The organism is Microbacterium sp. NIBRBAC000506063 (genome assembly GCF_017968845.1).
Taxonomy (GTDB): domain Bacteria; phylum Actinomycetota; class Actinomycetes; order Actinomycetales; family Microbacteriaceae; genus Microbacterium.
In genome coordinates this window covers 1,768,893-1,792,645 of the sequence record NZ_CP072876.1, presented here as the reverse complement: position 1 = coordinate 1,792,645, position 23,753 = coordinate 1,768,893, and the positions used below count along the sequence as shown (strand labels likewise).

26 protein-coding genes and 4 pseudogenes are annotated in these 23,753 nt (G+C 66.7%); 9 read left to right on the top strand and 21 right to left on the bottom strand.

The features are described from left to right. Nucleotides 1–73: 73 nt before the first annotated feature. From KAE78_RS10270 to KAE78_RS10225, 10 genes and pseudogenes are all read right to left on the bottom strand, one after another. On the bottom strand, nucleotides 74–874 hold the full coding sequence (locus tag KAE78_RS10270) for an Lrp/AsnC family transcriptional regulator (RefSeq protein WP_223170783.1): 801 nt from the start codon (nucleotides 872–874) through the stop codon (nucleotides 74–76). 238 nt (nucleotides 875–1,112) lie between these two features. After that, nucleotides 1,113–2,470 (bottom strand): annotated as a pseudogene (glmM, locus tag KAE78_RS10265) (phosphoglucosamine mutase). Between the two features lie 15 nt (nucleotides 2,471–2,485). After that, nucleotides 2,486–2,944, bottom strand: a pseudogene (rpsI, locus tag KAE78_RS10260) (30S ribosomal protein S9); the annotation flags it as partial. A gap of 52 nt (nucleotides 2,945–2,996) precedes the next feature. Beyond that, complete coding sequence (rplM, locus tag KAE78_RS10255) at nucleotides 2,997–3,443, bottom strand: 50S ribosomal protein L13 (RefSeq protein ID WP_223170781.1); 447 nt, start codon at nucleotides 3,441–3,443, stop codon at nucleotides 2,997–2,999. 157 nt (nucleotides 3,444–3,600) lie between these two features. Continuing rightward, complete coding sequence (locus KAE78_RS10250; protein ID WP_223170780.1) at nucleotides 3,601–4,293, bottom strand: endonuclease/exonuclease/phosphatase family protein; 693 nt, start codon at nucleotides 4,291–4,293, stop codon at nucleotides 3,601–3,603. A 56-nt stretch (nucleotides 4,294–4,349) separates the two neighbouring features. Continuing rightward, entirely contained in the window at nucleotides 4,350–5,192 is an 843-nt protein-coding gene (truA, locus tag KAE78_RS10245) for a tRNA pseudouridine(38-40) synthase TruA (RefSeq protein ID WP_223170779.1), read from the bottom strand. A 74-nt stretch (nucleotides 5,193–5,266) separates the two neighbouring features. Further along, on the bottom strand, nucleotides 5,267–5,653 hold the full coding sequence (locus tag KAE78_RS10240) for an SHOCT domain-containing protein (protein WP_223170778.1): 387 nt from the start codon (nucleotides 5,651–5,653) through the stop codon (nucleotides 5,267–5,269). Nucleotides 5,654–5,684: 31 nt separating this feature from the next. Beyond that, nucleotides 5,685–6,533 (bottom strand): metal ABC transporter permease, encoded by an 849-nt coding sequence (locus KAE78_RS10235; RefSeq protein ID WP_223170777.1) that lies wholly within the window; start codon nucleotides 6,531–6,533, stop codon nucleotides 5,685–5,687. Beyond that, nucleotides 6,530–7,237: a metal ABC transporter ATP-binding protein gene (locus tag KAE78_RS10230; RefSeq protein ID WP_223170776.1), complete on the bottom strand. Its 708-nt coding sequence runs from the start codon at nucleotides 7,235–7,237 to the stop codon at nucleotides 6,530–6,532. The genes KAE78_RS10235 and KAE78_RS10230 overlap by 4 nt, the downstream gene beginning before the upstream one ends. 14 nt (nucleotides 7,238–7,251) lie before the next feature. Then, entirely contained in the window at nucleotides 7,252–8,205 is a 954-nt protein-coding gene (locus KAE78_RS10225) for a metal ABC transporter substrate-binding protein (RefSeq protein ID WP_223170775.1), read from the bottom strand. Between the two features lie 379 nt (nucleotides 8,206–8,584). On the opposite strand from KAE78_RS10225, the gene KAE78_RS10220 reads away from it, so the two are divergent. Then, the gene (locus KAE78_RS10220) at nucleotides 8,585–9,331 is read left to right on the top strand and encodes a hypothetical protein (RefSeq protein ID WP_223170774.1); all 747 of its coding nucleotides are present in this window, start codon (nucleotides 8,585–8,587) and stop codon (nucleotides 9,329–9,331) included. Here the strand turns inward: KAE78_RS10220 and KAE78_RS10215 are convergent. The 4 genes and pseudogenes from KAE78_RS10215 to KAE78_RS10200 form a co-directional block, all read right to left on the bottom strand. Then, entirely contained in the window at nucleotides 9,283–9,540 is a 258-nt protein-coding gene (locus KAE78_RS10215; protein ID WP_223170773.1) for a hypothetical protein, read from the bottom strand. The genes KAE78_RS10220 and KAE78_RS10215 overlap by 49 nt on opposite strands. Continuing rightward, a pseudogene (locus tag KAE78_RS10210) lies at nucleotides 9,504–10,858 on the bottom strand (MFS transporter). Before KAE78_RS10210 ends, KAE78_RS10215 begins: the two are co-directional and overlap by 37 nt. Nucleotides 10,859–10,983: 125 nt before the next feature. Then, nucleotides 10,984–11,598, bottom strand: a complete 615-nt coding sequence (locus tag KAE78_RS10205) for a TetR/AcrR family transcriptional regulator (RefSeq protein WP_223172460.1) — start codon at nucleotides 11,596–11,598, stop codon at nucleotides 10,984–10,986. 59 nt (nucleotides 11,599–11,657) lie between these two features. Next, a complete protein-coding gene (locus KAE78_RS10200) occupies nucleotides 11,658–12,305 on the bottom strand; it encodes a hypothetical protein (RefSeq protein WP_223170772.1) in 648 nt (215 codons plus the stop codon). A gap of 169 nt (nucleotides 12,306–12,474) precedes the next feature. Between KAE78_RS10200 and KAE78_RS18710 the strand changes: the two genes are divergently transcribed. From KAE78_RS18710 to KAE78_RS10185, 4 genes are all read left to right on the top strand, one after another. Next, nucleotides 12,475–13,059, top strand: a complete 585-nt coding sequence (locus KAE78_RS18710; RefSeq protein WP_317451750.1) for an alpha/beta hydrolase — start codon at nucleotides 12,475–12,477, stop codon at nucleotides 13,057–13,059. 49 nt (nucleotides 13,060–13,108) lie between these two features. Continuing rightward, nucleotides 13,109–13,438 (top strand): alpha/beta hydrolase, encoded by a 330-nt coding sequence (locus tag KAE78_RS18705; protein WP_317451749.1) that lies wholly within the window; start codon nucleotides 13,109–13,111, stop codon nucleotides 13,436–13,438. Between the two features lie 153 nt (nucleotides 13,439–13,591). After that, the gene (locus KAE78_RS10190; RefSeq protein WP_223170771.1) at nucleotides 13,592–14,512 is read left to right on the top strand and encodes a helix-turn-helix domain-containing protein; all 921 of its coding nucleotides are present in this window, start codon (nucleotides 13,592–13,594) and stop codon (nucleotides 14,510–14,512) included. A gap of 602 nt (nucleotides 14,513–15,114) precedes the next feature. After that, a complete protein-coding gene (locus tag KAE78_RS10185; protein ID WP_223170770.1) occupies nucleotides 15,115–15,480 on the top strand; it encodes a single-stranded DNA-binding protein in 366 nt (121 codons plus the stop codon). Between the two features lie 80 nt (nucleotides 15,481–15,560). Here the strand turns inward: KAE78_RS10185 and KAE78_RS10180 are convergent, their stop codons facing one another. After that, nucleotides 15,561–15,980 (bottom strand): hypothetical protein, encoded by a 420-nt coding sequence (locus tag KAE78_RS10180; protein ID WP_223170769.1) that lies wholly within the window; start codon nucleotides 15,978–15,980, stop codon nucleotides 15,561–15,563. Further along, entirely contained in the window at nucleotides 15,977–16,447 is a 471-nt protein-coding gene (locus KAE78_RS10175) for a hypothetical protein (protein WP_223170768.1), read from the bottom strand. Before KAE78_RS10175 ends, KAE78_RS10180 begins: the two co-directional genes overlap by 4 nt. A 135-nt stretch (nucleotides 16,448–16,582) precedes the next feature. On the opposite strand from KAE78_RS10175, the gene KAE78_RS10170 reads away from it, so the two are divergent. Both KAE78_RS10170 and KAE78_RS10165 read left to right on the top strand, forming a co-directional pair. Further along, the gene (locus KAE78_RS10170) at nucleotides 16,583–17,305 is read left to right on the top strand and encodes a hypothetical protein (RefSeq protein WP_223170767.1); all 723 of its coding nucleotides are present in this window, start codon (nucleotides 16,583–16,585) and stop codon (nucleotides 17,303–17,305) included. A gap of 63 nt (nucleotides 17,306–17,368) precedes the next feature. After that, nucleotides 17,369–17,839, top strand: a complete 471-nt coding sequence (locus KAE78_RS10165) for a hypothetical protein (protein WP_223170766.1) — start codon at nucleotides 17,369–17,371, stop codon at nucleotides 17,837–17,839. Between the two features lie 69 nt (nucleotides 17,840–17,908). Here KAE78_RS10165 and KAE78_RS10160 read toward each other — a convergent pair whose 3' ends face one another. The 3 genes from KAE78_RS10160 to KAE78_RS10150 all read right to left on the bottom strand — a co-directional run bounded on the left by KAE78_RS10160 (nucleotide 17,909) and on the right by KAE78_RS10150 (nucleotide 19,875). Continuing rightward, the gene (locus tag KAE78_RS10160) at nucleotides 17,909–18,274 is read right to left on the bottom strand and encodes a hypothetical protein (protein ID WP_223170765.1); all 366 of its coding nucleotides are present in this window, start codon (nucleotides 18,272–18,274) and stop codon (nucleotides 17,909–17,911) included. Between the two features lie 192 nt (nucleotides 18,275–18,466). After that, a complete protein-coding gene (locus tag KAE78_RS10155; RefSeq protein WP_223170764.1) occupies nucleotides 18,467–19,237 on the bottom strand; it encodes a hypothetical protein in 771 nt (256 codons plus the stop codon). Further along, nucleotides 19,234–19,875: a hypothetical protein gene (locus KAE78_RS10150; protein WP_223170763.1), complete on the bottom strand. Its 642-nt coding sequence runs from the start codon at nucleotides 19,873–19,875 to the stop codon at nucleotides 19,234–19,236. Before KAE78_RS10150 ends, KAE78_RS10155 begins: the two co-directional genes overlap by 4 nt. Nucleotides 19,876–20,346: 471 nt before the next feature. On the opposite strand from KAE78_RS10150, the gene KAE78_RS10145 reads away from it, so the two are divergent. After that, complete coding sequence (locus tag KAE78_RS10145; protein WP_223170762.1) at nucleotides 20,347–20,967, top strand: hypothetical protein; 621 nt, start codon at nucleotides 20,347–20,349, stop codon at nucleotides 20,965–20,967. 67 nt (nucleotides 20,968–21,034) lie between these two features. Then, nucleotides 21,035–22,236: pseudogene (locus tag KAE78_RS10140) on the top strand (IS30 family transposase). 159 nt (nucleotides 22,237–22,395) lie between these two features. Here KAE78_RS10140 and KAE78_RS10135 read toward each other — a convergent pair. Beyond that, entirely contained in the window at nucleotides 22,396–22,950 is a 555-nt protein-coding gene (locus tag KAE78_RS10135) for an IS110 family transposase (protein WP_223170761.1), read from the bottom strand. A gap of 146 nt (nucleotides 22,951–23,096) precedes the next feature. Continuing rightward, nucleotides 23,097–23,594, bottom strand: a complete 498-nt coding sequence (locus KAE78_RS10130) for an IS110 family transposase (RefSeq protein ID WP_223170760.1) — start codon at nucleotides 23,592–23,594, stop codon at nucleotides 23,097–23,099. Nucleotides 23,595–23,753: the final 159 nt, after the last annotated feature.

Sequence of the window (23,753 nt, the reverse complement as noted above, 5' to 3'; positions counted from 1 at the left end):
CTCAGGACCGGGGTGATCACCACCAGGGAGTCGACCACCTCGAGTCCGTCATGCCCCGCGATGGCAGGCCCCGTCAGGAACTCGTAGAAGGCCGCCTCGTCTTTGACGAGGATGTTCGCGAGCAGCTGGGAGGTCCCGTGGTCGCCACGATGAACTTGACCTCAGCCGTCTCCGCGAGTGCGCACCCGATGGTCTCCAGGCGCGCCATCGGCGCCCGGAACCACACCAGCGCCTCGAGCCCGAGCCCGAAGAACTGAGGGACGACCTCGGTGCGAGGATGCATGAGTCCGCGTCGCGTGAGTGACTCCATGCGGCGACGGGTCGTCGTGACGTTCAAACCGACGCCGCGCGCCAGCTGAGCCACGGGCATCCGCCCATCGAGAAGAAGCAGCTCGATCAGCGCCTGCTCATCCGCAGAGAGAACGTCACCCGGATCGGCCCTCCGCGTCGTAGGAGGATCGAGCAGCCGCACCTGCGCGTCGCTCAGCACATCCGCGCGCCAATCGTGCCCTGAGCGGAAGAACTTCAGCACAGTCGTGACGTTGATGGACTCGACCCCCTTCAACTCACGGAAGTCTGTGAAGAGCAACTCACGGATCGACGCGTCATCGCGAGGCAGGAGCATCCCGGCGATGTCGCTGCTGCCCTCCAGGATCGACACGGACGAGGCATCCGCGCGTCGGGCGAGAGTGCGAGCGACGTTCCACAGCTCCTTCGGGCGGGTGGTGATGCGAAACAGCACCGCCCTCGCGTGCAGCACGCGGGCGGGGTCCACGTACGTGGACACCCTGACGAGTCCGCTGTCGAGCAGTCTCTGGCCGCGTCGCGCGACCGTGCGCTCCGGGATGTCGAGCGCACGAGCGATCTCCCCCATGAGGCACGCCCGTTCACCTGCAGCGCCGCCGCCACAAGGCGATCCGCGCTGTCGACCTTGATGTCGTTCATCGCCATGCAACACTCCTTCGGCGCAGAGGCCATCAGGAATGAAGGGTACCCGTTGGGACGCGGTGCGGAATCCTGCGCGCGCCGCAGCGCACTCATGCACGCACCTGAAGGGGCTCGCTCGTATCCTCGCCTTCCGGGAGGGAAGCCGTGCGAGACGACGAGTTCGCCTACAGCGCCAACCGCTCCCGCACGACCTCTGCGAGGGAGTCGGCGAGCGAGCGGGCCGTGTCGGCATCGGCCGCCTCGACCATGACCCGCACGAGCTGCTCGGTGCCCGAGGCGCGCAGCAGCACCCGACCGGTGTCGCCCAGCTGCTCCTCGGCGGCGCGCACGGCGGCCGTGACGCCCTCGTCGTCCTTCACCCGGGTGCGATCGACGCCGCGAACGTTGACGAGCTCCTGCGGGTACACGGTCATGATCGACGCGAGTTCGGCCATCGACTTCTTCTGGCGGGCCATCTCCGACACCAGGTGCAGACCGGTGAGCAGACCGTCGCCGGTCGTAGCGTACCGACTCATGATCACGTGGCCGGACTGCTCGCCACCGAGCGAGTAGCCGCCCTCATTCATGTCTTCGAGCACATAGCGGTCGCCGACGGCGGTCTGGCGCACGGTGATGCCGTGCTCGTGCATGGCCCGGTGGAGTCCGAGGTTGCTCATGACAGTCGCCACGAGCGTGTTCTCGGCGAGCTCGCCGCGCTCCTTCATCGCCACCGCGAGGATCGCCATGATCTGATCGCCGTCGACGATGTTGCCGTCGGCGTCCACCGCGAGACAGCGGTCGGCGTCGCCGTCGTGGGCGATGCCGACATCGGCTCCGAGCCGGACGACGGCCTCGGCGAGGTTGTCGAGATGGGTCGAGCCGACGCCGTCATTGATGTTGAGGCCGTCGGGATCGGCACCGATGACCGTGACCTTGGCGCCGGCGTCCGTGAAGGTCTGCGGCGAGACGCCCGCCGCCGCGCCGTGCGCGCAGTCGAGCACGACGTGGATGCCGTCGAGCGGATGCGGGATCGAAGCCAGCAGGTGCAGCTGATAGCGGTCCTCGGCGTCCGAGAAGCGTCGGATGCGGCCGACGGAGGCGCCCGTGGGCAGCAGCTTGTCGCCGGACATCGCCTTCTCGATGCGCTCCTCGACGATGTCGGGGAGCTTCACCCCGCCGCGGGCGAAGATCTTGATGCCGTTGTCGGGGCGGGGTTGTGCGACGCCGACACCATGACGCCGAAGTCGGCGTCGCGGTCGGCGATCAGGAACGCCAGGGCCGGCGTCGGGATGACCCCGGCCTCGAGCACATCGACGCCGGACGAGGCCAGGCCCGCGGCCACGGCCGCGGCGAGGAACTCCCCGGATACGCGCGGATCGCGGGCGACGACGGCCGTCAGCCGCTTGCCCTGCGCCTTGCGCGCCTCTGCAGTACGGCCCTGGCCCAGGACGACCGCGGTCGCCTGGGCCAGGGTGAGAGCGAGGTCGGCGGTGAGGACGCCATTGGCGAGTCCTCGCACACCGTCCGTGCCGAAAAGCGGCATCGGAAGGGCCGAACCTTAACGCTTCGAGTACTGAGGAGCCTTGCGGGCCTTCTTGAGACCAGCCTTCTTGCGCTCCTTGATGCGAGCGTCACGCGAGAGGAAGCCGGCCTTCTTGAGGGTCGGACGGTTGTTCTCCGCGTCGATCTCGTTGAGGGCACGGGCGATGCCCAGGCGCAGCGCGCCGGCCTGACCGGAGTCGCCGCCGCCGGAGATGCGAGCGATCACGTCGTAGGCACCCGTGAGGCCCAGGACCGTGAACGGGTCGGTGATCAGCTGCTGGTGGAGCTTGTTCGGGAAGTAGTCCTCGAGTGCACGGCCGTTGACCGTGATCGTGCCCGAGCCGGGAACGAGGCGCACGCGGGCGATGGCCTGCTTGCGACGGCCCACGGCGGCGCCGGGGACGTTGAGGACCGGGCGAGGAGCGGCGTGCTCGGCAGCAGCCGCCTCGGGAGTCTCGGTCGTGTAGTTCTGGGGGTTTCGATGGAATCGTTGTTCGCCACGAGAATTGTCCTAGTCTGTGCGGCGCTTACTGGGCGACCTGGTCGAGGGTGTACGGCTGGGGCTGCTGCGCAGCGTGCGGGTGCTCGGCACCGGTGTAGACCTTCAGCTTGGAGAGCTGCTGGCGGCCCAGGGTGTTCTTCGGGAGCATCCCACGGACGGCCTTCTCGACCGCACGGACGGGGTTCTTCTCGAGCAGCTCGGCGTAGGTGACCGACTTGAGGCCGCCCGGGTAGCCCGAGTGACGGTACGCCAGCTTCTTCTGGAGCTTCTGGCCGGTCAGTGCCACCTTGTCGGCGTTGATGATGATGACGAAGTCACCGACATCGACGTGGTTGGCGAACGTCGGCTTGTGCTTGCCACGCAGGAGCGTGGCGGCGTGGGAGGCGAGGCGGCCGAGGACGACATCGGTTGCGTCGATGACGACCCAGTCACGCTGGACCTGCCCGGCCTTCGGGGTGTAAGTGCGCGTCACAGTAGTGCTGCTTTCTTGATCGAACGGAGTGGTTCGTGAATCCCGCTCCGGGGTGGTTCTCTCCGACAGGAGGGAACACGCCAGTGGAGGGCTCACGTTCGTGGCACCCAGCAGTGCGGGCACCAAAGGATCAGCTTACGGCATCCGGTCGCCTCGATCAAATGCGCTCGTAGGCGAACGCCTCGCGCACCCGCGCCGTCACGAGGATCGGCCGGTGATCGCTCGTGCCCTGCGGAAGCGTGGTGATGCGGTCGATAGTCAGGCCGACGGATGTCGCGAAGTCGTAGTGTCCGCGGAAGACCCGGTACCGCGTATAGGTGTGGTCGTCGCTGAGGGTCAGCGAGTAGCCGTGGTCGCGGACCGTCTGCCCGAGGCTCTCCTTGAACACCGGATAGTTGTAGTCGCCGACCATGAGCACCGGCAGATCGGGGCCGAGGGACTGCAGCTGCGTGAGCGCCGCACGGATCTGACTGCGCCGCAGCGAGTTCAGCGCCGTCAGCGGTGCCGCATGGAACGACCCCACGACGATCTCATGCCCGTCGTCGATGTCGCGCAGCCGCACACCGAGCACCCTCTCGTGCGCCGGCCGGAGCACGATGTCGTGCAGGGACTTCTTCAGCCCCCAGGTCATGACCTTCTCGGCACGGAACATGCTCGCCCCGTGATACAGCGCCAGCCCCAGCCGGTTGCCCGCGGTCGCACGCGCGAGCTTCAGGTTCGCGATGCGCTCGGGGAGGGCGGCGACGTCGCACTCCTGCAGGCACAGGAGGTTCGCACCGTGGTCCTCGACGAGCCTGGTGAGCTCGGATGCCGCACGGTGCTTGCGCAGGTTGTACGAGATGATCCGCATCACGTTCCACGGTACGCCCCTCGGCTGTGCGCGGGGCGTGAAGGCACCACTCGTGTCTACTCGCGATCGCGGCGATTCCGCGTCTGCTCCGCGCGTGCGGCGAGCAGGTCGTCGGCGGGATAGCCGACCTCGGTGAGCGTGAGACCTCGAGCGGCGAGGACCTTGAACTCGCTCGTCCGCTCCCGCCCTTCGCGCAGCACCACGAGATCCTCCACGTCGAGGCGCCCCTCCCCCACAGCGGCGCAGGCGCCCACGAGCGCCCGCACCATGCTGTGGCAGAAGGCGTCCGCCGTGACCTCGGCGATCAGGACGCCGTCGGCGTCACGATGCCAGCCGTACTCGAGGAGGGTCCGGATCGTCGTGGCCTCCTCGCGCGGCTTGCAGTAGGCGGCGAAGTCGTGGAGACCGATGAGCGAGCGCGCCGCGGCATCCATCGCCGAGGCGTCCAGCTCGCCACGGATCGTCGTCGTGTTCAGCCGGCGCAGCGGATCGTAGCCCGACAGGCCGTCGGCCAGGCGGTACCGGTACCGACGCCACACGGCGGAGAAGCGCGCGTCGAACCCCTCGGGTGCGAGCGCGGAGCGGCTGACCGTGACATCCGGATACGCTCCCAGCACTCCGCGCATGCGACCCGCGATCGACCCGGCAGGATCGTGCGCCGCACGCCCGTGTCGCGACTCGATGCGCGCCCACTGGGCCTCGTCCAGGTCGACGTGGGCGACCTGACCGGATGCGTGGACGCCCGCATCCGTGCGCCCGGCCACGACCAGGCGCACCTCGGAGCCGACGATCCGCGCCAGCGCGTCCTCGAGCGTGCCCTGCACCGTGCGCAGCCCCGGCTGACGCGCCCAGCCCCGGAAATGGGTGCCGTCGTAGGCGATGTCGAGTCGGATGCGCACGGTTGCCAGTCTAGAACCGCGACGCCCCCGCACCCCGGCGCCGAGCGCGGGGCACGAGGGCGTGTGAGCCTCGGTCAGCGGGCGAGTGCGGCCGCCTTCAGCTGCTCGTACTCGGCCTGCGTGATCGCGCCGGAGTCCAGCAACGACTTCGCCTTGGCGATGTCGTCGGTCGGAGAACCGGCCACCGAACGGATGTAGTCGTCCGCCGCCGCCTGCGCCGCCTGCTGCTGTGCGACCGCGCGCTCGGTCATGCCGCGTCCGCGGAAGATGAGATACGCCAGCGCGGTCAGCAGCGGCAGGAAGATCAGGAACACGAACCACAGGGCCTTCAGCCAGCCGTTCAGCTTCGTGTCGCGGAACAGGTCGGTGATGATCGAGAAGAGCGCCATCAGGTAGCCGATGAAGACCGTGAACAGCAGTGCCCACAGCAGCACATCCCACACAGCGGAGAAGAAGGACATGGGGGTTCCTTTCAGAGTTGTTGTGTGGAGCCTATCGCCAGGCGGACACCGCCCGGAAGAGCCGCGCCCGCACCTTGCTCGCCAGGTACGCGAGCGCGAACGCCGCTCCCTGCACGAGGACCACGAGCCCTCCCGGCGCCGCGTCCAGCCAATAGCTCAGGTAGATGCCGACCACCGAGCACAGGGCGGCGAGCGCCGGGCCGATCAGCAGCATCCGCCCGAAGCGCTCCGTGAGCAGATACGCGCTGGCGCCGGGGATGATGAGCATCGCCACCACCAGGATCACCCCGACCACCTGCAGCGCGACGACCGCCGTCAGCGCCAGCACCCCCAGCAGCAGCGCCCCCAGCAGCCGCGGCGAGAGCCCGATCGCATGCGCATGCGTGGGATCGAACGCGTACAGCGTCAGATCGCGCCGCTTGACCATGAGCACCGCGAAGGCGACGGCGGCCAGCACCACGATCTGCACGAGATCCGCTGGCGACACCCCCAGCACGTTGCCGAAGATGATGTGGTTCAGGTCGGTCTGCGAGGGCGTCACCGAGATCAGCACGAGGCCGAGCGCGAACAGCGTGGTGAAGACGATGCCGATCGCGGCATCCTCCTTCACCTTGCTCGTGTCGCGGATGCCGCCGATCAGCGCCACCGCGAGGAGCCCGAACACGAGCGCGCCCAGCGCGAAGGGCGCCCCGAAGATGTACGCGATGACGACGCCCGGCAGCACCGCGTGCGAGACCGCGTCGCCCATGAGAGACCAGCCGATCAGCACGAGCCAGCACGACAGCAGCGCGCACACCACGGCGGCGATCACGGTCGTCACCAGCGCCCGCACCATGAAGTCGTAGGCGAGGGGCTCGAGCAGCAGGTCGAGGATGCTCATGCGTCCGCCTCCAGCCCGAAGGCCCTGGCGAGGTTGGCCGGCTCCAGCACCGTGTCGACGTCGCCGTGCAGCAGCACGCGGTTCATGAGCAGGATCGCCTCGTCGGCGAGCGCCGGCAGCGCATGCAGGTCGTGGGTGGAGATGAGGATGGTCCGGCCGTCTGTGGCGAGATCTTTCAGGAGCCGCACGATCGTCGCCTCGGAACGCTTGTCGACACCGGCGAAGGGCTCGTCCAGCAGCAGCACCTCGGCCTGCTGCGCGATCCCCCGGGCGACGAAGGCGCGTTTGCGCTGCCCTCCCGAGAGCCGGCCGATCTGCCGATCCGCGAGGTCGGCGAGCTCGACCCTCGCGAGCGCCTCATCGACGGCGGCACGATCGGAAGCACGGATGCGACGCAGCACTCCCTGCCGCCCGTAACGCCCCATCATCACGACGTCGCGCACCGACAGCGGGAAGCTCCAGTCGATCTCTTCGCTCTGCGGCACGTAGCCGACGATTCCCCGACGCCGGGCGATCGCGGGTGACGAGCCCTGGATCGTCGTGCGTCCTGCCGAGGGCCGCACGAGCCCCATGATCGCCTTGAACAGGGTGGACTTGCCCGAGCCGTTCATGCCGATCAGCGCGCAGACACGCCCCGACTCGACGCGGATCGAGACGTCGTCGAGCGCCGTGACCTCTCCGTAGTTCACGGAGAGGCCGGTCACTTCGAGCGCCGGTGTCACTCCGAGCCTCGCGTGAGTCCGGCGACGATCGTGTCGGCATCGTGGCGCAGGAGATCCAGATAGGTCGGCACAGGCCCATCGCGCTCGGACAGCGAGTCGACGTAGAGCACGCCCCCGAACTCGGCGTCTGTCGCGGCGACGACCTGCTGCATCGCGCGATCGGAGACCGTGGACTCGCAGAAGACCGCGGGGACGTCGCCTGCTTCCACGAAGGCGATCGTCGCCGCGATCTGCTGCGGGGTCGCCTGCTGCTCGGCGTTGACCGGCCAGATGTACTGCTCGGTGAGCCCGGCATCGCGGGCGAGGTAGGAGAAGGCCCCTTCGCAGGTGACGAGCGCCCGCTGGTTCTCGGGGAGCGTGTCCAGCGCCGCGAGCAGCTCGTCGTGGACCTCCTGGATCTCGGCCTTGTACGCCTCGGCGTTGGCGACGAAGGCCTCGGCGTGGGCAGGCGCGAGATCGCTGAAGGCCGCCGCCATGGCATCCACGTACAGCTGCGCGTTCAGCGCGCTCATCCACGCGTGCGGGTTGGGCAGCCCGGCGTAGGCGTCGGCGGCGATGTCGATCGGCTCGACGGCATCCGACACCACGACATGCGGTGCGTCCACGGTCTGGACGAACCTCTCGAACCAGGCTTCCAGGCCCAGACCGTTGTCGAGGATGAGCGCGGCGTCGGCGGCATGCCGGATGTCGCCGGGCGTCGGCTGGTAGCCGTGGATCTCGGCGCCGATCTTCGTGATCGACTCGACCCGCAGGTGTTCTCCGGCGACGTTGCGCGCCATGTCGGCGAGCACCGTGAAGGTCGTGAGCACGAGCGGGCGATCGTCGGCCGCAGGCGAGCGGTCGGGGGCGCTGTACGGCGAATCGGATGCCGCAAGACCGCACCCGCTCAGCGCGAGCAGTGCGGCGAGCGCGACTCCGGCGACAGCGACGATTCGATGACTTTTCGGCACACCTAAACTTTAGGTTTCGGTACACCGAAAATCAAACGCGGCTCATCGTCCCGCTATGGTGGCAGCGGGAAGGGGCAGCGACAGGAGAGCACGTGTCCAAGGCGCCGGAACGGCACTTCGGTGACGTCCGATCACGGTCGATCTGGCAATGGCAGCTCGTCCTCGCCTTCTCGACCGTCGCCATCGCCGCCGTCTCCGCATTGCTCGTTCCCGCGAGCTTCACCGACTGGCGCTTTCTCGCAGCGCTCGCCCTGATCGTGGCCGTCACCCTGGCCGCCCTCGCTGTTCCCTGGCGTCGCATCGGCGGCCACGGGATCCTGATCGTGCCCGCCGTGGACATCGTCGCGATCGGACTGCTCGATGCCGGCAGCGAGGCCCCATGGCCTTCCTCTGGGCCTTCCCGATCGCGTGGATCGCCACCTACTACTCCGTGCCGATCCTGCTCGGCGCGCTCGTGTTCATCGGCGTGCTCATGGTCATCGGGCTGTTCTACACAGGACTGTCCGTGCAGAAGGCGATCGATCTCATCGTCCTGCTCATCGTCCTCGGCTTCATCGGCACGACCATGGCCGTCGGCGCGCTGCGCAACCGCTCCTCCAAGCGTCTGCTTCGCGCGCAATCGTCCCTCATCGGGTTCGCCCTGCGTCGCGTGACCGATCAGCGCGCCCGGAACCGCCGGTTGATCGACTCCCTCGACGTGGGCATCGCCCGCGTCGGCGCCGAGGGCCTCCTCGAGGTCGCCAACCGCATCTTCCATCCCGACGACATCCGTGCCGCATCCGGCACCGCCGCGTTCAGCGCGATCAGCGAGAGCTTCGCAGACGACGTCTACGCGACACTGCCCGCCGACGCCGATGTCGAGCGGATGAGCCCCACGAGGTTCATCGCCCTCGTTCCGCGGTCACAGGGCGGGATGCGGGAGATCCTCAGCGTGCTCCTCGAGCGCGTCTCGACACTCGAGGAGCACCAGGCGATCCCCATCCGCCTCTCGGCGAGCATCGGATGGGCGCAGGCGACGTCCACCGGCTACGATCTGCATGCCCTCCTCGACGCCGCATCGGAGGCTGCCGTGGTCGCTCATGCCGAAGGAGGAGACCGGTGGGAGCGCGTCCGCGGCGAAGGCTGACCCGGAGGGAAGGCCTCCGCACGCGAGGATGACCCTGGCCGCACCGGTGCGTCGGAAGGCGCCGCCGGGTCGAACTCGTCCTCATGCTCGATGATGAGCTGCCCTTCGCTGATGCCCTCGGGCACGATGTCGCGCTCGACCGTGGTCTTCAGCGGGATCTCCTTGATGAAGCTCAGCAGCACGACGGCCACGAGGCCGAGCGGCGCCATCCACAGGAAGAGGGGTGTGAGGGCGTCGTTGTAGCCGTGCACGACGATCGACTGCAGGCCTGCGGGCAGATCCAGGACGCCGTGCGGAGTGAGGGAGCCGACGTCGCCGACCTGGGCCGCCCCTCCTCGGGAACCCGCTCGCCGAGGATACCCACCAGCCGGACGGTGAACAGGCTGCCGACGATCGCGCTTCCCAGCGACGCACCGATCTGACGGAAGAAGTTGTTCGCCGCCGTCGCCGTGCCGACCATCCGGCTCGGGAAGGAGTTCTGCACGATCAGGACGAGGATCTGCAGGTTCACGCCCAGCCCGGCGCCCAGGAGTCCCACGTCGGTGCAGAACCGCCACAGCGGCGTCTCGGGCGTCATGAAGCTCAGCAGCACGAGCGAGAGCGTGATGAGCGCTGCACCGGCGATCGGCATCCACTTGTAGCGGCCGTACTTGCTCACCAGCCATCCGCTGCCGAGCGAGGTCACGAGCATCATGCCCATCATCGGGACCATGAGCATGCCGGCGGCTGTCGCGTCGGCGCCGAAGGTCATCTGCAGATAGGTCGGAAGATATCCGATCGCACCGAACATCGTGACGCCGACGAGCAGGCCCGCCGACGTCGCGAGGTTGAAGTTGCGGTCCCGGAAGAGCGCCGGAGGGATGATCGGCTCGGTCGCCCGACGCTCGGCGAGCACGAACAGGACCGACAGCAGCACCGTGGCCGCGATCAAGGACAGGATGACCGGCGAGGTCCAGGCGAAGTCGTTGCCGCCCCAGGAGGCGACGAGGATCAGGCACGCGGTGGCCGGGGCCAGGGTCATCATGCCGAGGACGTCGATCTTCGGCCGGGTATTGGTGCCCTTCGGCAGATGCAGGAGGGTGATGGCCGCCGCCAGCGCCAGCAGACCCAGCGGCACGTTGATCCAGAAGGTCCACCGCCAGTCGACCTGCTCGGTCAGCCAGCCGCCCAGGAGCGGGCCGGCCACGGACGAGACCGCGAAGACGGCCCGATGATGCCCATGTACTTCCCGCGCTCACGGGCGGGGATGACATCCGCAATGATCGCCTGCGAGAGGATGATGAGCCCGCCGCCGCCGAGCCCCTGCACGACGCGACTGGCGATGAGCACGCCCATGTCGGGCGCGAGCGCGCCGAGCACCGATCCCGCGATGAACAGCAGGATCGCGATGATCAGCGGGGGCTTGCGCCCGATCAGGTCGCTCATCTTGCCGTAGATCGGCATCATGATCGTCGACGCAAGGATGTAGGCGGTCATCACCCACAGCATCTGGTCGACACCGCCGAGCTCGCCGACCATCGTCGGCATCGCGGCGCTGAGCACGGTCTGGCTGAGCGCGGCCAGCAGCATCGCCAGCACCAGGCCGACGAAGAGCAGGATGATGCCGCGGCGCGTCTCGTGGGAGCGCGGGCGCGGAGCAGTGCGGGAAGACGTCATGGCAGCGTGCGCAGTACCTCTCGAAGCGTGTGGAGAGTGTCGTCCAGATGCGGCTGGATCTCCGACGGCGGGATGTCGTGGGCGATGACCTTGCGGATGCTGAGCCGCAGCACGGCGTTGCAGGTCACGACGAGGGCGAGGGCGGCGGCGTCGATGTCGGGAAGATGGGCGAAACGGTCGGTCGCCCGCATCCGCTCGGCCACGGCGCCCCCGATCCGTTGCTCGATGCCGATCATGCGCGCCCACTGACGCTGGAGGAGTCGCGGGTGCTCCGCCATGAGGGCCTTGCGCTGCTCGAGGAGCCGGTCGTCGCTGGGGCTGAAGACCCCGAGCATGAGCCGCAGGATGTCGGCGATCAGGTCGTCGGAGACGCCCGTGCGCAGCTCGTCGAGCTCGTCGTCGCTGGGCAGCCCCTCGTGCAGGCCGACGATCGCGTCTTCTTTGCTCGGGTAGTAGTTGAAGAACGTGCGCGGCGAGATGTCGGCGCGCTCGCTGATCGCTGCGACGGTGGCGGCATCCGGTCCGAGCTCGAGGGCGAGGTCGACGGCGGCGCGATGGATCGTATCCCGTGTCTGACGCTGTTTGCGCGCGCGGAGTCCTTCGTCACTCATCACTCCAGATTATTGCACAGTGTGCATTTCTGCACGAGTGCAAGGAAAAGGAGGGGCGCCTACTCGTCGCAGGAGCTGTCGACCGTACCGAGGAAGGCCAGCTCGCTCGCCACCGGTTGGATCGTCCGCGACATCCCCCACGCCGACACGACGACCGCAGGTGCGGGCACGATGATCGCCCCACCCTCCGAGACGCAGCCATCGGCGTTGGAGGCGAGTCGCGCGACGAACGTCTCCCGGTCGTCGCTTTCCAGAGGGGAGCCGGAGATCGTGAAGGCGGCGTCGACGCGGGCATCGATCGGCGGGAGGACCGCAGGATCGCCGTGTGGTCCGAGCGAGGTGGCAGTCGGAAGCGCGGACTCTGCGCCGAGAAACGGAAGGACGATGCTCTCGACGTTGACGGAACGCCAGCCTTCATTGACGACATGGAAGCGGATGCTGCAGTCCAGCCCTTCGCGCAGCTCGATCGCGTGCCGCCACATCGCCTGATCCTCCGTCGCGAAGGCATCATCCGCGTAGCGGGTCACCTCGTCGCCGGCGCACTCGAACGGCTGCGCATCGAGGACGACCTTCGTGCCGGACATCGCCCAGTGCGCTGCGCCGAACCACGCACCGAAGCCGAGCACGACCAGCCCGATGAGGGCGAGGACGAGCTTGACAGGGAGATTCGTGGATCGGGCGTCCGCGCCTTCGATATCTGTGGTCACATCGCTGATCGTACTCAGACACCAGCGCTCCGACCGGCGGAGCGGGAGCGCCATGTGTCGGTCGCCTACCGCCGAAACAGGAGCACGCGGCGGTCGCGACAGCTCCGGAGCACGACCAGAATCTAGTCATCCGCAGTGCCGCGGACCTGACCGACCGATGGAGATCGCGATGACCAGCATCCACCCCAGCCCGCCCTTCGACCCCGAGCTGAACGCCGCTCTGGATCTGATCGCGGAGATGATCCCGCCGACCGTCACTCCGGAGATGATCCCGGCGCTGCGCCAGATGCCGGAGGATCCGACGTTCGCCGAGCAGGTCGCCGCGGTCGGCGCCGTGCACGAGGAGCGCACGATCGCGGGCTTCGACGGCGGGGAGATCGTCGCATCGATCTTCCGGCGCCCCGATCAGACCACGCCGGGTCCCGGGATCTATCACATCCACGGCGGTGGGATGATCCTCGGCAACCGCCTTCAGGGCGTCCAGGGCTTCCTGCCGTACATCGCCAGCCACGGAGCCGTGATCGTCTCCGTCGAGTACCGTCTTGCGCCGGAGTTTCCCGATCCGGTGCCGGTCGAGGACTGCTACGCGGGCCTGGTCTGGACCGCCGAGCATGCCGACGAGCTCGGCATCGACCTCTCCCGCCTCATCGTCGGAGGTGCGAGCGCCGGGGCGGACTGTCCGCCGGCGTCACGCTTCTCGCTCGGGACCGCAAGGGACCGGCGCTGCGCGCCTCGCTGCTCATCTATCCGATGATCGATGACCGCAACGAAACGGTCTCCTCTCACCAGTTCCAGGGCGTCGGGTGTGGGATCGCGCCAGCAACGACACCGGCTGGGATGCCCTGCTCGGCGATCGTCGCGGCACAGACGCCGTCTCGATCTACGCAGCGCCGGCGCGGGCCGACGATCTCTCGGGCCTGCCTCCGACCTTCATCGACGTCGGCAGCGCCGAGGTGTTCCGCGATGAGGACGTCGCCTATGCTTCGGGCATCTGGGCCGCCGGCGGCGAGTGCGAGCTGCATGTGTGGCCCGGCGGGTTCCACGGCTTCGACGGACTCGCCCCTCACGCGGAGCTGTCGATCGCAATGGTCGAGACCCGCAACCGCTGGCTGACCCGCATGCTCGACGCCTGACCGCTGACCGTCATGCCCCGCTCGCGTAGGGTGGGGCATGACGGCGAAGGGATGCTGCGATGAAGGAGCTCGCAGGAAGGCTCAGCGCACTCGACCCGGAGGCCAGCGAGACGCTGCGGGTGATCGAGTACTTCGACAGGCTCGTCGACGGCCGTGTCCGCGCGGAAGGCATGCTGCGGGGAGCGGCTGTGCTCAGCGGGGCCCCGGTCGGCTATCGTCCCGCTGCACGCGCAGAGGGCTTCTCTTCGAGGCCGACGGATCCTCGCCGCGACCGGGCTCCCCGAGGGCTGGCCTGCGGTCCGCTTCGGCGAGGACGCCGTCGTCTGGATCGAGCGCGCCGAGGCGCCGCACGCCAACGATGCGATGATCCTCGAACGGCTCGCGATCTCCCTGTCGATCATCTCGCACAGGCTCGACACCACGGCACCGACCCGGCGCGCCGTGGAGGTGCTGCTGGCCGGCGATGCCACCGACAGCGAGCGAGAGGAGGCGGTCGCGCACCTCGCCTTCCCGACGCATGCGCCGATCCGCACGATCGCGGTGCTCTCGTCGGCGCAGCTCACTCGCCCGCTGCCGCATGCCATCGTCGCGACCAGGTTCGGCGTGGTCCGCGCAGTTCTGACGGCGGACGACGGGCCGCACCCGGCAGAGCAGGCGGGCATCGGCGTCGTCGCTTCTTCCCCGATGGACGTGCGGGTCTCATGGCGCTCGGCTCTCGTCGCCCTGCGACTCAGCGACTCCCGGCATCCGGTCGTACGCGCCGACGATCTCGGCGCTCTCCTGAGCCTCGCGGAGGCGGAGGATCAGCGGCCCACGGTTCACCCCGACGTCGAGGACGTCGATCGGCTGCTGGCCGCCACCTGGACCCTGCCGCTGCTGCACGGGATCACCGCGGGCACCAGCGTGCGGGCCCTCGCAGCCGATGCCGGCATCCACCATTCGTCGATGAATGCCCGCCTGCAGAAGCTTCCCGCACTGCTCGGATACGACCCCACGACGCCCTCCGGCCGGACGCGACTCGATGTCGCGCTCATGCTGCACCGGCTGGCCCGCACCCGTTTCGACCGGATGTGAGCTCCGGCCCGGCGTCCGCGATCACGGCGCGGGACGGAAAAATCGCCGGCTGAGCCGAGGATCTGATCAAGTAGTCCAAATGAGAGGGTCCTGGAACACCCGGCGGGCGCTGAAAACCCTGATAAAACGGGCCAAGGACGGGAGTCTCCTCCTACCCAGGCGTACCTCGACTTCGCCCAGAAGTGACATGCGCGGCCCTGTGGCGGCATCGATTGAGATGGCTGGAACACGCCTGGACGCGACAGAGATCGGGGCGCTCGTCAGCCAGTACCGCCAGGGTGCCCGCGTATCGGAGCTGGCGCAGCGATACGACCTGCACCGGTCGACCGTTCGCGCGCACCTACGCCGCCACGACGTTGAAGCACGCGACCGAGTCCCCAGGTCAATGAGGCCGACGCGTTCGTGGAACTATATGAGCAGGGTACAGCCTCGCCGCCATCGGCAAGAGGTACGGCATCGGACCGAGCCGGGTACAGACTCAGTTACTGCACCGGGGTGTGGGGCTCCGGCCTGGTCGCCGAGGAGCGCCGGGTACTCCCCGTAAGCCGCGGAACAACGCAGAAGCGGTGACATAGCAGTGCCGAATCTCACGAGGAGAACGCGTGACACTCCATACTCAGCGGTCTCTATCCGGTTTCATCGCATCAGAGCCCTCGCTCAGCTTCACCCGCACGGGCGATGCCCGCTTTTACGCGAAGATCGGCCAAGAGCACTATCAACGTGAGAAGGACGGATCGACCGTCAAGGTCAACACCACGTTCCACGATCTGGTGCAATACCGGAGCGCTGCGGAGGAGTCGTACTCGAAGTTCCTCAGGTCTGACTGGTTCCTCGCCGAGGGCTACGTGAAGTCCTACACGGCTGCCGACGGCACGCAGCGGTCAGAGTTCGTCGCGAAGAAGCTCGGCCACGACGCTGCACGGACCAACTACGCAGTCGTACGAGACCACAACGGTGGGACCGGCTGACAACTCGCCAACCTGGCGATCTTCTGTTCTCGGAAGCCAGCCGGTGCGCCGCACCGCCCACACGGCGCGCCGGTCACGGATCAGAAGTCGTAGACGATACCGGTGTATTCTCCCGTGTACTCCACAGCGCGATCGCCAACTTTGACTTTGGCCTTCTTCGGGTCAAGTTCCTGCTGGACGCGGCTCTCGTCGGTCGCGAGAGTCTCGTATCGGGTTGAGCCCTGCCCAAATGCGTTGAAGATCCCCGCTGACTCGTGCTTGCGGAAGGTCCGTCCGATCGACGAGCGGGAGGCAGAATGGATGATCTTTACCACGGTCTTGGCAATCTGAATCGAGTCCAGAACCTCGTCGGTGTCGGGGTCTCGGATCTCTTCGCCAGCGTCACTAAGGATGGCGAACTTCATGCCCTCTTCCACACCGTCATCAGCACCCTTGTTAAGTGCCAGGTCGGTGTTATTGATGATGCGCGCCACCTTGGCCTGGATCAGTTCGTCGCTCATTGTTCCTCCGGTTCTTGACCGCTCGCATCGCTAGGTCCGTTTTCGATCAGGTCCGGGTAGACCTTCGCCCAATCTTCAAGGTTCGTGATTAGGCGGCTCTCAATGTCACTGAGTTTCCAACTCAACTGCCCTACGTCCTCGCGATTCTTTCCAGCGGGTCTGCCTTCGAAGGCCTCGTCGGCGAACTGCGCCAGCTTGCCGACATCGGTCGTGATCTTGGCGAGGTGACGAACGGCCACTTGTGAACCAGTGAGGTTTGGGCCGCCAGGCCGGCGTGATACCGCCCATGCACCACCGACGTTGAACAGGCCGCTGATGATAACTAGAAGGGCGCTCTGAGCGCCGTCGGGCGGGTCAGCCGAGGACGCACCGAAAGCGAGCAACACAGAGGTTCCGAGGCCAAGCCCGAACAGCACAACGCCGATGACGATGCGGTGCCGCACCACCCAACTGACGAAGCCATCCATAGGTACATATTGTCATCGGACCGGTTCACGACTGCCGAAGGGCAGTCTCACCGAGTCGTGCTTGTCAGCTCGCTCTATCGAACGGGAGGTCCAGTCGGACCGGGTTTGTCGGTGGGCTGCGCGAGAATCGGAGCTATGACGGATTCGCTCGACGATCGTGTGCCAGGGCATTCACCGCTCAGGGACACCATGATCAATGCCGGCCTGGCTGGGATTTCAGCAGTTCCCCTGGTCGGTGGCGTCGTGGCGCAGTTCACCTCAGGACTGCTTGCCGAACGTCAGGGCGCACGGCAGCACAAGTTCAACGTGGCGGTCGCTCGTGTTGTGGAAGACGTCTTGACGCGTGTCGACGGGCTCACGCCCGAGGCCGTGTTGGATTCCGACGAGTTCATGGCTGCATATGAGCGTGCATCCAGAGCTGCCGCCGAGACCTCCAGCGCGGAGAAGCGCACCCGGCTCGCTTCAGCCGTCCGGCACGCTGGCCCGTGGAGCACCATCGATGAGTCGAAACGGGCACAGTTCCTGACTCTTGTGGCGCGCTACGACGACCTGCACTTCGCGATGCTCAACTTCTTCCGCGACCCGCGGGCATGGATCAAAGCGAGCACGGCCGACTGGCACGAACCTGCTCAGTGGGGCGCTTCGTCGCTCGGGGCGCTTCTCGAGAAGTACGTCTTCCCGAGCGTTGCCGGTTGGCGGCAGCTCGTGACGCCGGTGCTCGATGAGCTACAGAACGCTGGCCTACTCGACAACGCACCCCTGAACACGATGATGACTCCAAGCGGACCCCTCCAGCAGCGCACGAAGCCCCTGGGCGTTGAACTGCTCCAGTTCGTTGAGATCGATTCGACACCATGACCACCAAGCGAAAATGAACCGGAGGCAATGATGGCTCTCAGTCGCCCCGGAGAGGAAGACGACATGACGTTCATCCAGACGTTCGGCAAGACTTTCGGAACGAAGAGGGTCACCGTCACGCCCGGCGCCGAAGCTCCCGGTCGGAACGTTGAGGTCTTCGACGGCCTGGTACAGTCCAAGTCCGTCGACTTCAACGTCGACACCCCGATCTACGAGGGCGACCAGCTGACCTGGGATGACCCGCGCGGCGGGCAACAGCACGTGTACGCGACGCACGTCGACGTGCTCGACGCCGGGAGCCGCAACATGCGTCACATCTCGGTCAAGTGGGCCAAGACCCCGCCTGTTCCTGCCTCACCATCAGGCAACGGTCACGTCATTGTCGTCAATGGCAGCAATGTGAACATCGCCCTTGAAGGCAGCACCATCACACAGCAAGTACCGATCGCTGCCGGATACGAGCAACTGGCTGATGCTGTCGGCCGCGCATTAGCGCTGATCGAGGCCACTCAGGGATTGACCCTGACGAGGTAGACGCCGCCCGTGAAGCGGCGACGCTCGTGGTCGAGGAGGCAGCGAAGACCGAGCCGGACCAGCGCGTGCTCAAGAAGCTCTTGCTACCGCTGAGGGCGTGCTTACCTCGGCAGCCAACTCGGGTGCCGGTGCCGCAGCATCCGCTCTGATCACGCAGCTCATGACCTGAGCTGCGGACCGGCGCGCGGACCGCACCGCTCGGGCGTGTTTGAGGCTGAGTTTGGCGAGGAACTTGCCGACGGCGGTCTTCACGAGCTCTTCGAGCGGCGCCCGCTTGGCCTTGCGGGAGGCCTGCTCAGTTGGGGTGATCCGCCGCAAACGGTCGAACTGCTCTCCAGTGCTGACGCCGACATCTGTCAGGACCGCGAGGGCCTCCGCAATCTTGGGGTCGGCCGTGAGCAGGGTGAGGTTCTCCAGTAGCACGTGGTCTTGCATGGTGATTACCGGAAGGCTGCCGCCTTCGCCATTGCCTCCCGTGCCGGGTTCGCGGGCCGGCGTGGGCTCGATGAAATCCTCGTCGAGCAGGCCGGCGAAGAAGGCTTGGCCGGCCTCCGCGAACTGCTGGAAGATCGGCGGGAGCCCACGAGAGGTTCGGTATGGCTTGTGTCGGAGGCTCCAGGGAACGACCTACTGCGGTTCGAGCAACTTGCGCTGCTCGACGTCCCGTTCGCCGAGGTTAGTCAGAACGTGGCGGTCACCGTTGAGGTGAATCAGATCCTTGGCGTCCAGCGTGTTCAGGGTGCGCTTCAGGTTGGCGCGCATCGCTGCCCTCGCCCAGGAGTGCAACTCGGTGAAAGTGGCACCCTCGACACCGCGCCAGTAGAGCAGGGTGAGCACGTGGTCCGATGCCTTCAACTGCTTCAACACGCGCGGGAAGCCGTCGAAGACCTGGATCAGCGGGACGTCCTTCGATACCAAGTCGACGATGATCCCGTGCGCCTCGGTCGCAGACATGTTGTGGTGGAGCCGAACAAGTTCTGCGAGCACCCACTCCATGTTCCGAACGACCATCGTGGCGTCCTGCTGGTTCGGGTCGATGCCGTCGCCAAGGTGCGCCACGTCCCGCTTGTTCCGCACGTCGTAAATTAGACGGAGCGTACGCGGGATGTGGAAGCGGACGCTCTCAGGCGCAGCCGTAGCCTGCTCGAATTTGCCCATCAGGGTCGGGATCTTGGGCAGGTTGCCGCCGAGCGGCGTGTACTGCTGCGTCGTCGCCCACTCGAGGATCCGGAACACGGCCTCCGAGAACCGAGCGCCCTCGATCTCGGAGGGCCGCAGGTCGTCCCGGTAGAACCGCCGCTTCGCCTCGGCGAACGCCTCCAGCAGCTCCTTCACCAGTTCGGCGGGAATGCCCGCGGCGATGAAGCCCTGCTGGACGCGATCGTCGAGCGCGGTCACGACTCGCCCAGGAGGCTGTCCACGAATGCGGGGAACCCGTTGATGGCACCGGACTTCGCCCGGATGCGGCGATTAGTGCCGCTACCGGTGATGAGGTAGCCGTTCAGTACCTTGATCTGCGACGAGAAGTTCGCCGAGTCGTAGCACTTGAGCCGCTGGGCCTCGGCTCGCACGAGTTCCAGCGAGGTCTCGCCCTCGTCCAGACCGAAGCCGCGCACGATGGTGAGGATCTGCGCGATCGCCCGCGTCTTGTCGGCGTTATTCTTGCCCAACTTGATACCGGGGAGGCTGACCTTCAGGACCCCGTCATCGAGGTGGACCAGTTCCTCCAGCTTCGCGCGGGAGACGGCCGTATGCTGCTCGACTTTGTCGAGGATCGTGCTCTCAGCCTCGGTGATCTTGGACCCGTCGCCGTTGGAGCCACCGCGGCTCGTACCACTCCCGGTGGGCCCGCTTGTCTGGGCAGACTTCTCCGTCTGGCCAGACGAGCGCGGTGCGGCGGCAGGGGCAGCCGCCACGACCTGAGTGGGGGCGAGCAGTCGCACCGCTTCGCGGAACGCAACTTCCTGAATCTTCTCGGGCAGACCGGCATCCTCGACGGCAGTCCACGCCTTCTTGAGCGTCTCGCTGACTTCCATACAGCACTCCTAACACTTGTGGAATCCCGAGACTACCTGCCGCGACGGACGAAAACAAGAAGGTCCTTTGCGAAATACATCCATGCACGCATGTACAGACCTGCTTGCCTTGCGGACTAGTCACACAATCATGCTGGTCAGAAGCGTCTTTTGGTGCCACAAAAGGTGTGCCGATCAATCTATCCATGACGGCGTGGCGTAACCGTCGGTCCATGAGTCCCATCGGTCCGGCATGTTGCATGCAGTTTTAGGCGCAGAACACGGCAGAATCGGCGTCTTCATGCAGTGGCGCACTAGCCATCCTTGTCAGCCATGTCCTTGCCTATCTGCGAGCGCGCACCGATCCATTCGGCGACAACGCAGCGAGCCCCGCTCCGAGAGGTGAGCGGGGCTCGGGCAATGGTGCGCGACGGTCAAGTGACCGCCCGAACTGGCGCTGTCCGGTCTCCGCAATATGCTCACGCTATGAGGGTGGAAGGCGAACAGGCGCGTGTACTGATCACAGTGAAGGCGACGCCGCAGCCGTCGACGAGCTACGGGGACACTTCGTGTGTTGCGGGTGTGCGCATCGATGGAGATGAACCAACCTGGATTCGGCTGTATCCGATCGCGTTCCGCTGGCTCGACGGCGAGGCGCAGTTCAAGAAGTACGACGTCATCGAGCTTGAGGTCCGACGCAAGGACTCCGACACCCGTCGGGAAAGCTACTCGCCAACGCAGGACTCTTGGACCGTCGTCCAGAACCTTCCGCCGTGGAAGGCACGTCACAAGGTGATCGGCCAGCTGCCAGCGACCACGACGTGCGAACTGATGCGCGCCGCGTCCGCTAACGGCTCCGCTCCATCCCTGGGACTCGTCTACCCCGCAGATGTCGACCGCCTCGAGTTCGAGCCGCACCCAAAGTGGACACCGGAACAGGGCGGATTCAATTGGTCGTCGCAACACCTCGAGTGGGAGGTGTGTGATGGGACGTCGTCAGCAGGATGCGGATCGGGCGATCAGACCGAAGTTGCGGTCGCCGGGCACACCGCCGATCTCTCGAGAGGTGCAGCACAGGTTCTGGGTCGAGATCGCGAAAGGGTTGCTGCCTGAAGAGGCGGCGGCTCGGGTTGGGGTGTCGCAGCCGGTCGGTGGGCGGTGGTTCCATAACGCTGGCGGCATGCCGCCGTTCGATCTGAGCAAACCACCCTCCGGCAGGTATCTGTCATTCGCGGAGCGGGAGGAGATCGCGATCCTCAACGCGCAAGACTGCGGTGTTCGTGAGATAGCCCGACGCGTCGGACGCGACCCGGGGACGATCTCCCGCGAGCTGCGGCGCAACGCTGCGACCCGGGGCAGCAAACGGGACTATCGAGCGTCCGTCGCGCAGTGGAAGTCGGACATCGCCGCGAAGCGACCCAAGGTCGCCAAACTCGTCGCGAACCCGAGACTGCGGGATTACGTTGAGGAACGTCTCTCCGGGCAGATCGTGATGCCCGACGGTGCTGTCGTGGCTGGTCCTGAGGTGCCGAAGTTCACGGGCCGGAACAAGCCGCACCGGAAGGACCGGCCGTGGTCGTGGGCGTGGAGTCCTGAGCAGATCGCGAACCGGATCCGCATCGACTTCCCGGATGATGATTCCATGCGCATCAGCCACGAAGCGATCTACCAGTCGCTCTATATCGAGGGCGGGGCGCGCTCAAACGCGAGCTGGTGTGGTGTCTGCGTACCGGACGAGCGCTCCGCGCCCCACGGGAACGCTCCAGGCGCAAGACCTGGGCCCACGTGACCCCGGAGACGCTGATCAGTGAGCGTCCCGCTGAGGTTGAGGATCGCGCCGTTCCCGGGCATTGGGAGGGCGACTTGCTGATTGGACTGGAACGTTCTGCGGTCGGCACCGTCGTCGAACGTGCGACTCGTTACACGCTGCTTGTTCACCTCCCACGCGAGGAAGGCTACCGGCATAAGGAGACCCCGAAGAACGGGCCAGCGCTGGCCGGGTATGGCGCGGTGACGATGGCGAAAGCGCTGACGAACACGATGTCGACGCTGCCGGAGCAGCTGGCCCGGTCGTTGACCTGGGATCGCGGCAAGGAGATGTCTGCGCACGCCCAGTTCCGAGTCGAGACCGGTATCCCGGTGTTCTTCGCCGACCCACAATCACCTTGGCAGCGCGGCACGAACGAGAACACCAACGGCCTGCTCCGCCAGTACTTTCCGAAAGGCACGGACCTCTCGCGATGGTCCGCCGAGGAGATCGACGCCGTCGCCTATGCCCTCAACACAAGGCCACGCAAGACGCTCGGCTGGAGGACACCAGCCGAGGCATTCAACGAGCAGCTACTGTTGCTCCAACAACCCGGTGTTGCAACGACCGGTTGAACCTGGTCAGCTAGCGAAGATGCAGGCGCGCATCGACAAGGAGTCTTCGGCTCTCATCCCGATGACTGGGTCGATTCCCGCCATCTTGAAGGAACCCGAGTTCAAGGTCCGCTACCGCTACCGGTGCGGGACAGAGGGGACTGATGCTCCTATTGCGTGTCAAGCGGCGGTGAGCCATTCGCGGTAGCGGGTGGCGAGGTCGTCGTTGGGTCGTCGTCCGAGTTCGAGTTCGCCGACTCGGGCGGGCCAGACGCCGAGATGGAGGGCCGCGGCGGTCAGGGTGAGGTTCTTGGCTCGACGTGCGGAGCGCAGGTCGCTGTAGTCGGGCACGGCGCAGTGCCCGGCGAGTGCTTGGAAGATCTCGCGTGCGACGGCGCGTTTGAGCGCACGGAAGACGGCTTTGATCGTCCATCCTTTCGCGAGGTGCGTGTCGCGGTAGGCGCGGGTGGCGGGATCGCAGGAGAGTCGGACTTTCACGATGTGGTGCAGCGCGGCGTTGGCTTGCCGGTCTCCGCCGCGGGAGAGCCGGTGCCGGTCGGTGCGGCCGGAGCTGACCGGGATCGGCGCGGTGCCGCAAAGCGCGGCGAAGGACGCGGACGAGCGCAGCCGGTCGGGGTTGTCGCCGGCGGTGATCAGTAGCTGAGCGCCGACGACGGGACCCACTCCTTTGACGGCCATGAGGGCGGGGTTGGCTGCGGTCGCGCGCGCTTTCATGCGAGCCTCGATGCCGACGATTTCCTCGTGGAGCGTGCGGTGGCGGCGTGCCAGTGAACGCAGGGAGTGGAGTGTGTCGGCCAGACCGGGATCGGTGTGTTGTTCCGGGCGTACGGCAGCAAGAGCGGCGACCAGCTTCGCGTCCCTCAGATCCCGGTAACGATCCCGGAGATGGGCGGGGCGTTGATCAGCACCGCGCCGATCTGCCGCAGAGCGACTTGCTGAGCCTTGACCGCGGAGCGGCGGGCCACGGTCAGTGCCCGCAGCGGTTCGATCGTGGCGCTCTTCGGGTCGGTGGTGGCTTCACCCGACTGCACCGACCGGGCGGCGCGGTAGGCGTCGAGCCGGTCCGTCTTCCCCTGCCGTCGCCGCTCGGCTGGCCTGGTGCGGTTGACCTCCACTACCCGGATGCCAGCCGCGGCGATGGCTGCGGTGATGCCGACGCCGTAGCTCGAGATTCCTTCGACCCCGACCGCCGTCAAGGGGCCGTGCTCGATGAGCCACGCGACCGCCCGACGGTAGCCGGCTTGCGTGGTCGGGAACTCACGATCGGCGACGTGATGCCCGACCTCGTCGATGACCGCCGCGTGGATGCTGTCTTTATGAGAGTCGATTCCGCCGACCCGGCGGTGATGCTCTGTCATGCTGGTGATGCCCTTCCGATCCAGTGGGTCGACACCGGCCGGATCGGTCAGACAGGACATGCACCAGGCCTCCTGCGACGGGGCCAGGCTCGTATTAGGTCATGCCCGACCGGCAGGTGCCGTCAGATAGGTGCGGGAGCCGGACTGATCAGACCAACG

Coding starts and splice junctions, on each gene's coding strand:
- KAE78_RS10130 (WP_223170760.1), bottom strand. CDS start 23,594: ATGACAGAGCATCACCGCCGGGTCGGCGGAATCGACTCTCATAAAGAC.
- KAE78_RS10180 (WP_223170769.1), bottom strand. CDS start 15,980: ATGAGCGACGAACTGATCCAGGCCAAGGTGGCGCGCATCATCAATAAC.
- KAE78_RS10240 (WP_223170778.1), bottom strand. CDS start 5,653: ATGTCCTTCTTCTCCGCTGTGTGGGATGTGCTGCTGTGGGCACTGCTG.
- KAE78_RS10175 (WP_223170768.1), bottom strand. CDS start 16,447: ATGGATGGCTTCGTCAGTTGGGTGGTGCGGCACCGCATCGTCATCGGC.
- KAE78_RS10235 (WP_223170777.1), bottom strand. CDS start 6,533: ATGAGCATCCTCGACCTGCTGCTCGAGCCCCTCGCCTACGACTTCATG.
- KAE78_RS10165 (WP_223170766.1), top strand. CDS start 17,369: ATGACGTTCATCCAGACGTTCGGCAAGACTTTCGGAACGAAGAGGGTC.
- KAE78_RS10250 (WP_223170780.1), bottom strand. CDS start 4,293: ATGCGGATCATCTCGTACAACCTGCGCAAGCACCGTGCGGCATCCGAG.
- KAE78_RS18710 (WP_317451750.1), top strand. CDS start 12,475: ATGACCAGCATCCACCCCAGCCCGCCCTTCGACCCCGAGCTGAACGCC.
- KAE78_RS10150 (WP_223170763.1), bottom strand. CDS start 19,875: ATGGAAGTCAGCGAGACGCTCAAGAAGGCGTGGACTGCCGTCGAGGAT.
- KAE78_RS10270 (WP_223170783.1), bottom strand. CDS start 874: ATGGGGGAGATCGCTCGTGCGCTCGACATCCCGGAGCGCACGGTCGCG.
- KAE78_RS10215 (WP_223170773.1), bottom strand. CDS start 9,540: ATGGCGCCGCTCGGCCTCGTGGCCGTCGTGCTGCTGAGCTTCATCAAG.
- KAE78_RS10205 (WP_223172460.1), bottom strand. CDS start 11,598: ATGAGTGACGAAGGACTCCGCGCGCGCAAACAGCGTCAGACACGGGAT.
- KAE78_RS10220 (WP_223170774.1), top strand. CDS start 8,585: ATGGCCTTCCTCTGGGCCTTCCCGATCGCGTGGATCGCCACCTACTAC.
- KAE78_RS10170 (WP_223170767.1), top strand. CDS start 16,583: ATGACGGATTCGCTCGACGATCGTGTGCCAGGGCATTCACCGCTCAGG.
- KAE78_RS10135 (WP_223170761.1), bottom strand. CDS start 22,950: ATGAAAGCGCGCGCGACCGCAGCCAACCCCGCCCTCATGGCCGTCAAA.
- KAE78_RS10160 (WP_223170765.1), bottom strand. CDS start 18,274: ATGCAAGACCACGTGCTACTGGAGAACCTCACCCTGCTCACGGCCGAC.